Here is a 13,687-nt window from a genome sequence, read left to right on the forward strand (position 1 = left end):
GTCAGAATGACGATATGAGCAGCGAGCACACGGGGAACCCCCTCGACACCCGCGACCGGGCCGCCCTGGTGGCGGCCGTCGCCTCCGGCGCCGAGCCGAAGTGGCTGATGTTCTGGGGGCACCAGCCACAGCAGGACGGGTCGGTCGGGCAGGGCGCGCTGAGCCAGTGGTGGCCGTCCGAGTTCACCGTGGACGGCGTGGCGTACGCGACCGCCGAGCACTGGATGATGGCCGGCAAGGCCCGGATGTTCGGGGACGCGGCGATCGTCCCGCGCATCCTCGCCGCCCGCACCCCGGCCGAGGCGAAGAAGCTGGGGCGCCAGGTCCGGGGCTTCGACGAACCCACGTGGGCCGCCGGGCGGTTCGAGCTGGTGGTGACCGGCAACGTCGCCAAGTTCGGGCAGGACGAAGCCCTGCGCGGCTACCTCCTCGGCACCCACCGGCGCGTTCTGGTCGAGGCCAGCCCGGTGGACCGGCTCTGGGGCATCGGCCTGGCCGCCGACGACGAGCGGGCGGCCCGACCGGCCGACTGGCGCGGCGAGAACCTGCTCGGCTTCGCCCTGATGGAGGCCCGCGCACGACTGGCGCGGTGAGCACGATCGCCCGGGCGCCGCGCTCGCCCTCGCGCCGAGCGCGCTGCGGCGGGCGCGGCGGCCGGGTTCCCGGCCGTCCGGTGGTGGTCCGCCGCCCCCTCCTACGAGGCGGCCCTCCTGCGGGCGGCCGTGGTCGCGCTCCTCGCCACCACCGCCGGCTGCGCGCTCCTGGACCGCAGTCGCAAACATTTCGACGCACTGCCGTAACGCTGTCGCCGTATACCGACGCCAGGATGACCCGCAGTCAGGGTCGAGATGGACAGGGTGCGGCGATCATGCGGATACGGCACACAGAACAACCCACGGACCGGCACGGCGGCGAGAGCGAAGAGGACGTACTCGAACTCCGGGCCGAGCTGGACGAGTTACTACGAGCCCGCCAGTACGCCAACCAGCGGGAACGGCGCCTCGCCGAGGCGGTGCGGGCCGTGCCGGAGCGGCAGCGGCCGGACGCGGAGCTGCTGCGGCAGCTGGCCCAGGCGCGGACGCTGCGCGAGGGTCTCGGCGCACGCTGCCTGGAGCTGAGCGAGCAGTTGACGGCACTGGAGGACCGTCTGCGCCAGCCGGCACTGCGCAGCCCGATACCCCGGCAGCCCACCGGCGCCCGCTTCGGGGGCGCGTACGAGGAAGTGCACGCCCCATCGGTGCAACAAGCTCCCCCACCACCACCCGCCACCGGAGCCCGGTTCGGCGCCCCGCGCCCGCGCCCCGAGGAGGCCGCCGAACCCGCGCCGCCTCCGAAGGCCGCGGCCCCGCCGCCACCGCCGCCCCAGCCCGCGCCGGAGCCGCCCCGGCGCCGCTCCCCCGCCGAACTCACCGCCCTCGCCGGGCGGATCACCACCCTGCACCGCCAGGGCGCCGCTCAGGAGATCACCGCCCTGCTCGGCCAGGCCGCCGCCCTGCTGCTCCCGCTCGACACCGTCCGGCTCGCCGGCCTGCTCGCCCGCAGCGGGCCGCCCGACGCCTCCGTCCAGTTGGCCCGCGGCGCCGCGGCCGGCACCCCGGCGCAGGCCGCCAGCACCCTCGCCGAGCTGCGCCAGGCCGGGCTTGCACAGGAGGCCACCGAACTGTTCCACGCCCTCTGGGCCTACCCGACCGACGCGCTGCCGGCCCTGCTGGCGGCCCTGGAACGCGCCGGCCAGCACGCGGACAGCGCCACCCTGCTCTGGGAGTGGGGCTCGGCGCCCACCGCCGAGCTGGCCGCCCTCGCCTCCGGGCTGGAGCAGGCCGGCCGCTCCGACGACGCCCGGACGCTGCTGCGCCAGGCCGCCGGACGGCCCACCGCCGACCTCACGGAACTGGCCACCACCCTGCCCGCGCCGCTGTCGGCCGTCCTGCTGCGCGAACTCGCGGCGCTGCGTCCGGCCACCGAACTGGTCCGGCTCGCCACCGCGTTCGCCGTGCACCGGGAGAGCCGGGCACACCGGGACCTGTACGACGGGCTGCTGGCGGCCCTCATGGAGGACGAGGGCCGCCACCGCACCACCCTCGCCTCGCTGCGCAGCGCCGGCCTGCCCACCACCCAGGCCGCCGCGCCCCGTTCCCGCTGGGGCCGCCGGTAGGCGCCGGACCGGGCACCGAGACGCCGGGAGCCCCCGCCCGCCCGAAGGCGAACGGGGGCTCCCGAAGGGCGACTGCCGGACGTCAGCAGCCGATCAGCCGCGCCGCCAGGTACGACTTCACCTGGTCGAGCGAGACGCGCTCCTGCGACATGGTGTCGCGCTCGCGCACGGTCACCGCGTCGTCCTCAAGGGTGTCGAAGTCGACGGTGACGCAGAACGGCGTGCCGATCTCGTCCTGGCGACGGTAGCGCTTGCCGATCGCGCCGGCGTCGTCGAACTCGACGTTCCACGCGGTGCGCAGGTCGGCGGCCAGGCCGCGGGCCTTCGGCGACAGGTTGGCGTTGCGCGACAGCGGCAGCACCGCGACCTTGACCGGGGCCAGGCGCGGGTCGAGCCGCATGCCGACGCGCTTCTCCAGGACGCCCTTGGCGTTCGGCGCCTCGTCCTCGAAGTAGGCGTCGATCAGGAAGGCCAGCATCGCGCGGTTGAGGCCCGCTGCCGGCTCGATGACGTACGGGAAGTACCGCTCGCCGGACTCCTGGTCGAAGTACTTGAGGTCCTGACCGGAGGCCTCGCTGTGCACCGTCAGGTCGTAGTCGGTGCGGTTGGCGACGCCCTCCAGCTCGGAGAACTCCTGGCCGCCGAAGTTGAAGCGGTACTCGATGTCCACCGTGCGCTTGGCGTAGTGGGAGAGCTTCTCCTTCGGGTGCTCGAAGAAGCGCATGTTCTCGGTCCGCAGGCCGAGGTCGACGTACCAGTCCCAGCGCTGCTGGAGCCAGTAGTCGTGCCACTGCTCGTCCTCGCCCGGCTTGACGAAGAACTCCATCTCCATCTGCTCGAACTCGCGCGTGCGGAAGATGAAGTTGCCGGGCGTGATCTCGTTGCGGAAGCTCTTGCCGGTCTGGGCGATGCCGAACGGCGGCTTCTTGCGCGAGGTGGTCTGGACGGCCTTGAAGTTGGTGAAGATGCCCTGCGCCGTCTCCGGGCGCAGGTACGCCAGGCCGCCGGCCTCCTCGGTGACGCCGAGGTGGGTCTTCAGCATGCCCGAGAACTCCCGGGGCTCGGTGAAGGAGCCCTTGGTGCCGCAGTCGGGGCAGTTGATGTCCTTGAGACCGTTCGGCGGCGGGAAGCCGTGCTTGGCCTCGTACTTCTCCTCCAGGTGGTCGGCCCGGTGGCGCTTGTGGCAGGAGAGGCACTCGGTCAGCGGGTCGTTGAAGGTCGCGACGTGACCGGAGGCCTCCCAGACCTCGCGGGCCAGGATCACCGACGAATCGAGCCCGACGACGTCCTCACGGGCCTGGACCATCGCGCGCCACCACTGGCGCTTGATGTTCTCCTTCAGCTCGACGCCCAGCGGCCCGTAGTCCCAGGCGGCACGAGTGCCGCCGTAGATCTCGCTGCAGGGGTAGACGAAGCCACGGCGCTTGCTCAGGCTGACGATCGTGTCGATCTTGTCGGCGGCCACAGTGCTCTCTTCAGTACGACGGCACGGTCAGGGCACGGCTGGTTGCGCGTACCCGAATACCTCAGGTTACCGGCCATATGGGTACGAGGTTCAAATCGGTATCGCTCCGCCCCGCCCACTCATCACCATGCACCGTTCACCCATCCGAGTGATTTGACAATCATTTCCATCTAAGCTGAGAATGGTTGTCATGATGATCCGACGACCTACTCGCACCGCCCTCGCCCTGACCGCGACCGCCCTCGCCGGCAGCCTCCTCCTCACCGCCTGCGGCGGGGACAGCAGCGCCAAGGGCACGGACGGCAAGCTGAACGTCGTCGCCTCCTTCTATCCCATGGAGTTCCTCGCCACGCAGATCGGCGGCGAGCACGTCAAGGTCACCACCCTGACCCCGGCCGGCACCGAGCCGCACGACCTGGACCTCACCGCCAAGCAGGTCGCGAGCGTCAAGAAGGCCGACGCCCTGCTCTACCTCAAGGGCCTCCAGCCCACCGTCGACAAGGCGGTCGCCGGCTCCGGCGCGAAGCACGTCGTCGACGCCACCGCCGCCAGCCCGCTGGTCGACCACCACCTCGGCGAGGGCGCGGAGGGCCACGCCGAGGACGACGGCCACCAGCACGACGAGGCCCCCGGCGACCCGCACATCTGGCTCGATCCGACCCGCTACGCGGCGGTCGCCAAGAGCGTCGGCGCCGAGTTCGCCAAGGCCGACCCGGGGCACGCGGCCGACTACGAGAAGAACACCGGCGAACTGGTCGACAAGCTCACCACCCTGGACCAGGAGTTCCGGGACGGCCTGAAGGACGCCAAGAGCAAGACCTTCGTCACCAGCCACGCAGCCTTCGGCTACCTGGCCGAGCACTACGGCCTCACCCAGGTCGCCATCAACGGCGTCGACCCGGAGTCCGAGCCCACCCCGGCCCGGCTGGCCGACGTCCAGAAGGCCGCCAGGGACAACGGCGTCACCACGATCTTCTTCGAGACCCTGGTCAGCCCCAAGCTCGCCGAGACGGTCGCCAAGGACCTCGGTCTCAGGACCGCGGTGCTGGACCCGCTGGAGGGCGTCAAGGACCCGGCCAAGGACACCTACCTGACGGTGATGAGGCAGAACCTCGCCCACCTGCAGGCCGCGCTCGGCGCGACCACCACCAGCTGAGGGGACGACAGCACGCCATGACCCACCCGATACCCCCGGCCGTCCGCCTGCACGACGCCGTCGCCTCTCGCGGCGGCCGGCCGGTGCTGCGCGGCGTCGACCTCACGGTGCAGCCCGGCGAGGTCGTCGCGCTGCTCGGCGCCAACGGCTCCGGCAAGTCCACCACCGTCAAGGCCGTGACCGGCGCCGTCGCACTGGAGCACGGCGGCCTGGAGCTGTTCGGCATCCCGTTCGCCAAGTTCCGCGCCTGGCACCGGATCGGCTACGTGCCGCAGCGCACCACCGCCGCCTCCGGCGTCCCGGCCACCGTGCGCGAGGTGGTCTCCACCGGGCGGCTGCCGCAGCACCGGCTGCTGCCGCTGCGCCGCCGGGACCGGGACGCGGTGGACCGCGCGCTCGCCGCCGTCGGCATGCTGGACCGGGCCGGGGACGGCGTCGCCGACCTCTCCGGCGGCCAGCAGCAGCGGGTGCTGATCGCCCGCGCCCTGGTCGGCACCCCCGACCTGCTGATCATGGACGAGCCGATGGCCGGGGTGGACGCCGTCAGCCAGCAGGTGCTCGCCGACACCCTGCGCGCCGAGGTCGGGCGCGGCGCGGCCGTGCTGCTGGTGCTGCACGAACTCGGGCCGCTGGAGCCGCTGATCGACCGCGCCGTGGTGCTGCGCGACGGCTGTGTCGCGCACGACGGCCCGCCCGTCCCCAACACCGGCCTGCATGCCCTGCCCGGCCACGACCACGTCCACCCGCACGCCGACCACACCCCGCCGAGGCTGCTCGCATGACCGAGATGCTCTCCTACGACTTCATGCAGCGAGCCCTGCTCGCCGCCGTGCTGGTCGGCATCACCGCGCCCGCCGTCGGGATCTACCTGGTGCAGCGGCGTCAGGCCCTGCTGGGCGACGGCATGGGCCACGTCGCGATGACCGGCGTCGGCCTCGGCTTCATCTTCAACACCAGCCCGGTCTGGATGGCCGTCCTGGTCTGCGTGCTCGGCGCCGTCACCATGGAGCTGGTCCGCTCCCGCGGCAACCAGCGCGGCGACATCGCCCTCGCGATGCTGTTCTACGGCGGCATGGCCTGCGGCAAGCTGCTGGTCTCGAAGTCCGCCCAGGCCGGCGCCGGCAGCCTGGAGAGCTACCTCTGGGGCTCCATCCTGACCGTCGCCCCCGCCGACCTCGTCACCATCGGCATCCTCGGCGCCGTGGTGATCGGCGTCACCGTCGGCCTGCGCCGCCAGCTCTTCGCGATCTGCCAGGACGAGGACTTCGCCCGGGTCACCGGTCTGCCGGTGCGGTTCCTCAACCTGCTGCTCGCGGTGATGGCCGCGATCACCGTCACCGTCGCCATGCGGGTGGTCGGCCTGCTGCTGGTCAGCGCGCTGATGGTGGTCCCGGTGGTGGCCGCCCAGCAGCTGACCCGCTCCTTCGCCGCCACCCAGGCCGCCTCGATCGCCCTCGGTGTGGTGGTCTCGCTGGCCGGTGTCACCGGCTCCTACCAGCTCGACGTCCCGTCCGGCCCGGCCATCGTGCTGCTCGCCATCGCGGTGTTCGCGGTGTTCAGCGTGATCGCCGCACCGCTGGCCCGCCGCCGGCACCGGTCGAAGGCCGACCCCGGCCCCGCGGTATGCGACGTCCAACTGCCCGGGCAGAGCCCGTCCGACGCGACCACTCCGGACCGGAGTGCGGGGCTGGCACAATGAGGTGCGAGATGCCCACACCCCCAGGAGGACCCACGGTGACCACCGCAGGCCCGTCGCCGCGCGCCCGCTCGACCCGGCAGCGAGCCGCCGTCTCGGCGGCCCTGGACGAGATCGAGGACTTCCGCAGCGCGCAGGAGCTCCACGACATGCTCAAGCACCGAGGCGACTCGGTGGGTCTGACCACGGTCTACCGCACCCTGCAGTCGCTCGCCGACGCGGGCGAGGTGGACGTGCTGCGCACCGCCGACGGCGAGGCCGTCTACCGCCGCTGCAGCAGCGGGCACCACCACCACCTGGTCTGCCGGCACTGCGGTGCCACCGTCGAGGTGGAGGGACCGGCCGTCGAGCGCTGGGCCAACTCGGTCGCCGCCGAGCACGGCTTCAGCGACATCGCGCACACCCTGGAGATCTTCGGGACCTGCGCGGAGTGCGCCAAGAAGGCCTGATCCGGCCATGCCGAAGGGCCCGTGGGAGGTTTCCCACGGGCCCTTCGGCATCGGTCCCCGACCCAGTCCCCGGCCGCAGCGGCCGCGCGGGCGCAGGCGGCCTCAGCGCTGCGCAGGGACCTCGGCGGCGGCCTCGCCGGCGGCGACCTCGTTGGGGATCGCCCCGCCGAAGCGGCGGTCGCGCCGCGCGTACTGCTCGCAGGCCCGCCAGAGGTCCCGGCGGTCGAAGTCCGGCCAGAGCACGTCCTGGAACACGAACTCGGCGTACGCCGACTGCCAGAGCAGGAAGTTGGACGTCCGCTGCTCACCGCTCGGGCGCAGGAAGAGGTCCACGTCCGGCATGTCCGGGTGGTAGAGGTACTTGGCGATGGTCTTCTCGTTGACCTTCTTCGGGTCGAGCCGGCCCGCCGCGACATCGGCCGCCATGGCCGCCGCCGCGTCCGCGATCTCGGCCCGGCCGCCGTAGTTGACGCACATGTAGAGCGTCACGGCGTCGTTCTCCTTGGTCTGCTCCTCGGCGACCTTGAGCTCCTGGACGACGCTCTTCCACAGCTTGGGCATCCGGCCGGCCCAGCGGACCCGCACGCCCATCGCGTCCATCTCGTCGCGGCGGCGGTGGATGACGTCCCGGTTGAAGTTCATCAGGAACTTCACCTCGTCGGGCGAGCGCTTCCAGTTCTCGGTGGAGAACGCGTACAGCGAGATGTTCTTCACGCCGAGCTCGATCGCGCCCTTGAGCACGTCCAGCACCACGGCCTCGCCGATCTTGTGCCCCTCGGTGCGCGGCAGCCCGCGCTCCTTGGCCCAGCGCCCGTTCCCGTCCATCACGATCGCGACGTGGCCGGGGACCAGCTCACCGGGGATCTTCGGGGGCTGTGCGCCGCTGGGGTGCGGGGTCGGGGGGAGGTACTCCCTTTGCTTGCCACCGCCGAAGAGCCGTCGCGCTGCCATGTGCTCACTTCTCCACGTATCTCATCGAGCGGATGCCCCGCTCCAGGTGCCACTGCAGATAGGCCGCGACCAGGCCGCTGCCCTCCCGCCAGTACCTCGGCTCGCAGGTGTCGGCCGTCCGCCAGTCCCCTGACAGCAGCGCCCCGAGCAGTACCAGTGTCTCAGGGGAGGGTACGGCACAACCGGGGACTCGGCAGTCTGCGCAGAGCACACCGCCCGCCTGGAGCGAGAAGAACCGGTTGGGGCCCTCCAGGCCGCACTTGGCGCAGTCGGTGAAGCTCGCGCCGTAGCCGTTGACGGCCAGCGAGCGGAGCAGGAAGGCATCCATCACCAGGTGCGACTCGTGCACCCCGGCGGCCAGCGTCCGCAGGCCGCCGACCAGCAGCAGGTACTGCTGGACGGCGGGCTCGCCCTCGTTCTCGGCGAACCGCTCCGCCGTCTCCAGCATGGCCGTCCCCGCGGTGTAGCGGCCGTAGTCGGTGACGATCGAGCCGCCGTACGGGGCGATCGTCTCCACCTGGGTGCAGAGCGGCAGCCCGCGCCCCACCAGCTCGCTCCCCCGGCTGAAGAACTGGACGTCCACGTGCGAGAACGGCTCCAGCCGGGCACCGAACTTGGACTTGGTCTTGCGCACCCCGCGGGCCACCGCGCGCACCTTGCCGTGCTGGCGCGTGAGCAGGGTGATGATCCGGTCGGCCTCGCCGAGCTTCTGCGCCCGGAGCACCACCCCGTCGTCCCGGAACAGGCTCATGCGCCCACCTCGCCGCGCACGGCAGCGGCGTCCACCGACGCGCGCCCCGTGATGATTCGCTCGCTCCGCTCACTCATGCCGCAGCCTCGCGGCCGGTGTCGAACAGTGTGGACATCCCACCATTGTCCCCTACCAGCCGGCCCCGGACGGCAGCCGTGTGGCCCGCACCGGGGCCGTGGGGGAGGCTCGATCGGTGCGGGTCACGGCGGGCCCGGGGTGGGGGCGCCTCCCCGTCGGGGGGCGGGGGGCGGGTCGGGCCCGGTTCGTGGGTGTCCCGGGGGGGCCGTGCACGAGGATCCGCCGCGAGGGCCGGATCACGATGGTCGTCTCGCGAAGGTCGAGTGACGAGGGTCCGGCGCCGGGGATCCGGGCCGACGAACGCGTGGCGAAGCTCTAGTACGAAGCGCGGGTGGCCGCCTCCAGCAGCGCGCCGACCCTCGCCTGCGGCAGTTCCAGGCAGCGCCCCACGGCGGCCAGCGCCTCACGCTCCTGGGGCAGGTACCGACCGTCGGCCAGCGCGATCCCCGCACCCTGCAGCAGCAGCCGCTCCCGGCCGTGGTGCGCCAGGTGCGGGGCGAGCGGTTCGAGCACCGCGTGCAGTTCCACCGCCAGAGCACCGGCCTCCCCCGACCCGTGACCGGAGGGCGCCTCCAGGTCGTGCGCGTCGTGGAGTTCGCCGCCGAGCCCGGAGAGCGCGGCCAGCGCGGCGAGCACCTGGGCCTCGCCGCAGTCGTCGAAGCCCGCCTCCCGGACGGCCGCGCAGGCCGCCTCGCGAGCCGCCCGGTGCGCCGTACCGCCGGCCGCCAACAGGGCGAGGGCGACGGTGTACTGGGCGTCGCGCAGCATCCCGCCCAGCCGGACGCAGGTGGGCTGGTCCAGGCTCTCCACCCCGTAGCGGCCGTGGCAGGTGGTGCACTGCACGCTCCGGACCACCGAGCCGAGCGGCAGGACCGCCGCTCCCAGCAGCCGCAGCCACCGCCGGCCGTGCTGCCGGCGGTAGTTGCGGTCCCCGCCGCAGCCTGGACAGAAGAAGTCACCGAGAACGTCAGTCCGCCACCGCGGGCGAACACCCCACAACCCTGTCACGGCGCCACTCCCCAGACATGGCAGGCGGCCTGCACAACAATGGGCAGGTCACGCGACCGGAGCCCGGGGCCGTCCCACCGACCCGGTTTTCCGGTGGGTCGATGTTGCCACGGTTACCGGCACGTGTCAGTACCTCGAACGGCTTCCGACCCGAAAAAATGTGGCGCAGGCCACAGTGGCCGCCCGGGGTCACCCGGAACGGCGACGGGCCGCCCCGCAGGACGACCCGTCGACTATCACTCGTACGAACTATCCGCGCTGCGCCCGGTTGACGGCGCTGATCATCGCCTTCAGCGAGGCCAGCACGGTGTTGCCGTCGATGCCCACACCCCACAGCACCTTGCCGTCCACCGCGCACTCGACGTACGCGGCGGCCTGGGCGTCGCCGCCCTCGCTCAACGCGTGCTCGGCGTAGTCCAGCACCCGGACGTCCAGCCCGATCCGGGCCAGCGCGTCGGCGAAGGCGGAGACCGGGCCGTTGCCGGTGCCCTCCAGGGTGACGGGCGCGCCGTCGACCAGGGCCTGGGTGGTCAGCGCGTCCCGGCCGTCCTCGGTGGTCAGGCTGCGCGAGCCGCTCAGCGAGATCCGGCCCCACGGGTTGTCGGTGGTCGGCAGGTACTCGTCCTGGAAGACCGCCCAGATCGCCGCCGGGGTGACCTCGCCGCCCTCGGCGTCGGTCTTGGCCTGGATGATCCGGGAGAACTCGATCTGCATCCGGCGCGGCAGGTCCAGCTTGTGGTCGTTCTTCAGGACGTACGCGACGCCGCCCTTGCCGGACTGGCTGTTGACCCGGATGACCGCCTCGTACGTGCGGCCGACGTCCTTCGGGTCGATCGGCAGGTACGGCACGCCCCAGGTGTGCTCCTCCACCGGTACGCCGGCCGCCTTGGCGTCGGCCTCCAGGGCGTCGAAGCCCTTCTTGATCGCGTCCTGGTGCGAGCCCGAGAAGGAGGTGTACACCAGGTCGCCGGCGTACGGGTGGCGCGGGTGCACCTCCATCTGGTTGCAGTACTCGGCGGTGCGGCGCACCTCGTCGATGTCGGAGAAGTCGATCTGCGGGTCGATCCCCTGCGAGAACAGGTTCATGCCCAGGGTCACCAGGTCGACGTTGCCGGTCCGCTCGCCCTGGCCGAACAGGCAGCCCTCGATGCGGTCGGCGCCGGCCAGGTAGGCCAGCTCGGCGGAGGCGACGGCGGTACCGCGGTCGTTGTGCGGGTGCACCGACAGGCAGACGTACTCGCGGCGGGACAGGTTGCGCGACATCCACTCGAACTGGTCGGCCTGGACGTTCGGGGTGGCCCGCTCGATGGTGGCCGGCAGGTTCAGGATGATCTCGCGGCCCTCGCCCGGCTGCCAGACGTCCATCACCGCCTCACAGACCTCCAGCGCGAAGTCCAGCTCGGTGTCGACGAAGATCTCCGGCGAGTACTGGTAGCCGAAGACGGTGTCGTCGCCCAGCAGCTTCTCCGCGTACTCCATCACCAGCCGGGTGCCGTCGGTGGCGATCGCCTTGGTGGCCGCCCGGTCGTTGCGGAACACCACCCGGCGGAACAGCGGCGCGGTCGCGTTGTACAGGTGGACGGTCGCCCGCGGCGCGCCGACCAGCGACTCGACGGTCTTCTCGATCAGCTCCTCGCGGGCCTGGGTCAGCACCGAGATGGTGACGTCCTCCGGGATCGCCCCCTCCTCGATCAGCGACCGCACGAAGGCGTGGTCGGTGGCGCCGGAGGAGGGGAACCCGACCTCGATCTCCTTGTAGCCCATCCCGACCAGCAGGTCGAACATCTTGCGCTTGCGGGCCGGGGACATCGGGTCGATCAGCGCCTGATTGCCGTCCCGCAGGTCGGTGGAGAGCCAGCGCGGCGCCTTGGTGATCACCTTCGACGGCCAGCTGCGGTCCGGCAGGTCGACGGTGCCGAAGGGCAGGTAGCGGCCGTGGCGCATGCCCGCACCCTGCTGGCGCACGCTCGCGGCGGTGATCGGGGTGGGACGGTCGACGAACGCGCGACCGGCGGGGATGGACGCGGCGGAGCTCTGCTCGGTCATGGAGGTGACTCTCGGCTTCCTGTATGCGGGGCGTGTCGGGGTGAGGAGGACACCCGACTGGCCGGCCTGCTGCCGCTCGCGACCCGTCGTCGGGTCGCCCGATTCCTACGCGCACAGCACAGTCCCCGCGGCGAGGGAGCCGGCCCTGGTGGACTACAGGCCCTCGACGCGGCAGCTAAGAAGGAGCAGCCAATTGCGCATGATGTTCACCAGCGTAACCCAGGGACACGCGCCCCCGAAGTGAGCCGGGCGGACATTCCATCCCTTGAGACGGCGGTCGATTCAGTACGCGCCGGTGACAACACGTCACGAATGCCTCACCCTTGGTCGCATGACCGCCGAAGCGCCGCTCTGCGCGATCGTTCCGCCGTACGTCCTGGACCGCCTCGCCGAGGACGGTCACGAGCCCGCCGCCCGCTCCCTCGCCCTGGACGCCGTGCACCGCACGGCCCGCCTCACCGCCGTCCCGGCACAGCCCGGCGCCGCCCGGCTGGAACGGGTGGTCTGCGACGCCGGACACACCGAGCGACTGCCCGGCCGCACCGTGCGCCGGGAGGACCAGGGGCCCGTCCCCGACCAGTCCGTCAACCACGCCTACGACGGCCTCGGCGCCACCTTCGCCCTGTTCGCCGACGCCTACGGCCGCCGCTCGATCGACGACCAGGGCCTGCGCCTGGACGCCACCGTGCACTACGGCCGCAGCTACGACAACGCCTTCTGGGACGGCCACCGGATGGTCTTCGGGGACGGCGACGGTGAGGTGTTCGGCGACTTCACCGCCTGCATCGACGTGATCGGCCACGAACTCACCCACGGCGTCACCCAGTTCACCGCCGGGCTGGAGTACCGGGGCCAGTCCGGCGCGCTCAACGAGTCCGTCTCCGACGTGTTCGGCTCGCTCGTCAAGCAGTACGCGCTGCGCCAGGACGCCGGCGACGCGGACTGGCTGATCGGCGCCGGACTGCTCGCCCCGGGCGTGCAGGGGGTGGCCCTGCGCTCGATGAAGGCGCCCGGCACCGCGTACGACGACCCCCGGCTCGGCAAGGACCCGCAACCGGCGCATCTGCGCGACTACGTGCGCACCGCCCAGGACAACGGCGGCGTGCACATCAACTCCGGCATCCCCAACCACGCCTTCTACCTGCTCGCCACCGCACTCGGCGGCCCGGCCTGGGAGCGGGCCGGGCAGATCTGGTACGACGCGCTGACCGGCCGGCGGCTGACCTCCGGCGCCGACTTCACCGCCTTCGCCCGCGCCACCGTCGCGGCCGCCGGGGCCCGCTATCCGGAGCCCGCGGTGGCCGACACCGTGACGGCGGCCTGGGCGAAGGTGGGTGTCAGCACGGCCTGAACCGCCCGACCGGGGCCGAGTCCGACTTGAGCGGGCATAAGGTTTAAGAGCCCATAAGGTCAAGGTCCTGGAAAAGCCCGGCGAACGCCATCCCTGCGTAGCACCATGGACACCATGCGTATCCAGGTGACCCGGACCGGCGGCCTCGCGGGGAACGTCCGCCGCGCGGAGCTCGACACCACCGCGCGGACGGACGCCCCGCACGTGCACGCGCTCGCCCGCGAGGCCGTCGCGGGCGGGCTGCGGGCTCCCTCGTACGGGGTCCCGGACGGCTTCCACTACGAGATCACCGTCGACGGCCGGACGGTGCACTGCGCCGACCCGAAGCTCACCGACTCACAGCAGGAGCTGGTCTCGCTGGTGCTGCGCGAGGGCACCTAGTGTCCTGCGCCGGAGATCCGTCGTTAGTTGCGTGTGAGCTCTTCCTCTGATCTCCCGGTGCGCCGTCGGGGTCCCGCATTGAAGCCGTTGTTGCTGTCCGACGAGGAGCGGGCTGCGCTGACGCGGTGGGCCCGCAGAGCCTCGTCCGCCCAGGCGCTGGCTCTGCGGGCCCGGATCGTGTTGGCGTGCGACGGTCTGGA

The 13,687-nt window shown here is 72.1% G+C and carries 13 protein-coding genes and 1 pseudogene; 9 read left to right on the forward strand and 5 right to left on the reverse strand.

The genetic code is table 11. The features are described from left to right. The first annotated feature begins 14 nt into the window (after nucleotides 1-14). Both AB0J08_RS08520 and AB0J08_RS08525 read left to right on the forward strand, forming a co-directional pair. Nucleotides 15-593 carry an NADAR family protein gene (locus tag AB0J08_RS08520; protein ID WP_360628991.1) on the forward strand — a complete coding sequence of 193 codons (579 nt, stop codon included), beginning with the start codon at nucleotides 15-17 and terminating at the stop codon, nucleotides 591-593. Nucleotides 594-868: 275 nt separating this feature from the next. Then, entirely contained in the window at nucleotides 869-2,155 is a 1,287-nt protein-coding gene (locus AB0J08_RS08525; RefSeq protein ID WP_360628994.1) for a hypothetical protein, read from the forward strand. A gap of 82 nt (nucleotides 2,156-2,237) precedes the next feature. Here AB0J08_RS08525 and AB0J08_RS08530 read toward each other — a convergent pair whose 3' ends face one another. Further along, nucleotides 2,238-3,620, reverse strand: a complete 1,383-nt coding sequence (locus tag AB0J08_RS08530; protein WP_360628997.1) for a glycine--tRNA ligase — start codon at nucleotides 3,618-3,620, stop codon at nucleotides 2,238-2,240. 190 nt (nucleotides 3,621-3,810) lie between these two features. On the opposite strand from AB0J08_RS08530, the gene AB0J08_RS08535 reads away from it, so the two are divergent. From AB0J08_RS08535 to AB0J08_RS08550, 4 genes are read left to right on the forward strand one after another with little or no spacing between them, the layout of a single operon-like run. Beyond that, nucleotides 3,811-4,776, forward strand: coding sequence for a metal ABC transporter substrate-binding protein (locus AB0J08_RS08535; RefSeq protein ID WP_360629000.1), 966 nt, complete (start codon nucleotides 3,811-3,813; stop codon nucleotides 4,774-4,776). Nucleotides 4,777-4,793: 17 nt separating this feature from the next. Beyond that, nucleotides 4,794-5,558 (forward strand): metal ABC transporter ATP-binding protein, encoded by a 765-nt coding sequence (locus tag AB0J08_RS08540; RefSeq protein ID WP_360629003.1) that lies wholly within the window; start codon nucleotides 4,794-4,796, stop codon nucleotides 5,556-5,558. Then, nucleotides 5,555-6,475, forward strand: coding sequence for a metal ABC transporter permease (locus tag AB0J08_RS08545; protein ID WP_360629006.1), 921 nt, complete (start codon nucleotides 5,555-5,557; stop codon nucleotides 6,473-6,475). Before AB0J08_RS08540 ends, AB0J08_RS08545 begins: the two co-directional genes overlap by 4 nt. Nucleotides 6,476-6,510: 35 nt before the next feature. After that, nucleotides 6,511-6,921, forward strand: a complete 411-nt coding sequence (locus AB0J08_RS08550; protein WP_329487566.1) for a Fur family transcriptional regulator — start codon at nucleotides 6,511-6,513, stop codon at nucleotides 6,919-6,921. 102 nt (nucleotides 6,922-7,023) lie between these two features. On the opposite strand, the gene AB0J08_RS08555 is transcribed toward AB0J08_RS08550, so the two are convergent. The 4 genes from AB0J08_RS08555 to leuA form a co-directional block, all read right to left on the reverse strand. Then, complete coding sequence (locus AB0J08_RS08555) at nucleotides 7,024-7,872, reverse strand: isoprenyl transferase (protein WP_360629009.1); 849 nt, start codon at nucleotides 7,870-7,872, stop codon at nucleotides 7,024-7,026. A 4-nt stretch (nucleotides 7,873-7,876) separates the two neighbouring features. Further along, complete coding sequence (gene recO, locus AB0J08_RS08560; protein ID WP_360629012.1) at nucleotides 7,877-8,623, reverse strand: DNA repair protein RecO; 747 nt, start codon at nucleotides 8,621-8,623, stop codon at nucleotides 7,877-7,879. A 393-nt stretch (nucleotides 8,624-9,016) separates the two neighbouring features. Further along, nucleotides 9,017-9,709 carry a TerB family tellurite resistance protein gene (locus AB0J08_RS08565; RefSeq protein WP_360629015.1) on the reverse strand — a complete coding sequence of 231 codons (693 nt, stop codon included), beginning with the start codon at nucleotides 9,707-9,709 and terminating at the stop codon, nucleotides 9,017-9,019. Nucleotides 9,710-9,958: 249 nt separating this feature from the next. After that, on the reverse strand, nucleotides 9,959-11,755 hold the full coding sequence (gene leuA / locus AB0J08_RS08570) for a 2-isopropylmalate synthase (protein WP_360629018.1): 1,797 nt from the start codon (nucleotides 11,753-11,755) through the stop codon (nucleotides 9,959-9,961). A gap of 331 nt (nucleotides 11,756-12,086) precedes the next feature. Here leuA and AB0J08_RS08575 point away from each other — a divergent pair, with 331 nt between their 5' ends. From AB0J08_RS08575 to AB0J08_RS08585, 3 genes and pseudogenes are all read left to right on the forward strand, one after another. Beyond that, a complete protein-coding gene (locus AB0J08_RS08575) occupies nucleotides 12,087-13,106 on the forward strand; it encodes a M4 family metallopeptidase (RefSeq protein WP_360629021.1) in 1,020 nt (339 codons plus the stop codon). A 114-nt stretch (nucleotides 13,107-13,220) separates the two neighbouring features. Next, nucleotides 13,221-13,487, forward strand: a complete 267-nt coding sequence (locus tag AB0J08_RS08580; RefSeq protein WP_360629024.1) for a protealysin inhibitor emfourin — start codon at nucleotides 13,221-13,223, stop codon at nucleotides 13,485-13,487. Nucleotides 13,488-13,565: 78 nt separating this feature from the next. After that, nucleotides 13,566-13,687 (forward strand): annotated as a pseudogene (locus AB0J08_RS08585) (IS630 family transposase); the annotation flags it as partial.

The sequence above is a fragment of the Kitasatospora sp. NPDC050463 genome (assembly GCF_040655255.1).
Lineage (GTDB): Bacteria > Actinomycetota > Actinomycetes > Streptomycetales > Streptomycetaceae > Kitasatospora.